Raw genomic sequence first — 380 nt, 5'->3', positions numbered from 1 at the left:
GGAATCGCTACATGCGATCAGGAAGTTCATCTCAACAGCGCTTAAATGACACTTCCAAAATAGAGAAGTCAGGTGCCACTTCGCTGTCCTCCGCTGGAGGTTGTCGTACGCCCGCCTGCTCGCTCGCTGGACATCAGTCTTTCATAAGCAGAGACATCCCCTGCGACCCGCCCGGCAACGGCGAACCTGAAACTGATGCTTTCAAGATCCTGTGAGGAATTCAGGATAGCCATCAATTCAGCTTTGGATATGGCCTTGATGTATTCTTCAAGCGTCAGCACGCGCGTTACACGCGCACGAGCGAGCGCCAATGGTTCGTGAACCTCATGTCGCTGCAGGGGCCAATATGGATCAATCAGCGTTCGCCGCTTCCGCTGGCT

The 380-nt window shown here is 54.2% G+C and carries 1 pseudogene; it reads right to left on the bottom strand.

Features of this window, described 5'->3' with window-relative positions:
- Positions 1-68 precede the first annotated feature (68 nt).
- Positions 69-380: pseudogene (locus B4F73_RS05445) on the bottom strand (hypothetical protein); the annotation flags it as partial.

Origin of the sequence: Hyphomonas sp. UBA3601, from assembly GCF_002375605.1 — a bacterium.
In the GTDB taxonomy this organism is placed as follows: domain Bacteria; phylum Pseudomonadota; class Alphaproteobacteria; order Caulobacterales; family Hyphomonadaceae; genus Hyphomonas.
Note: the sequence above shows the minus strand (reverse complement) of the source record. Positions and strands in the feature narration are given on the sequence as shown.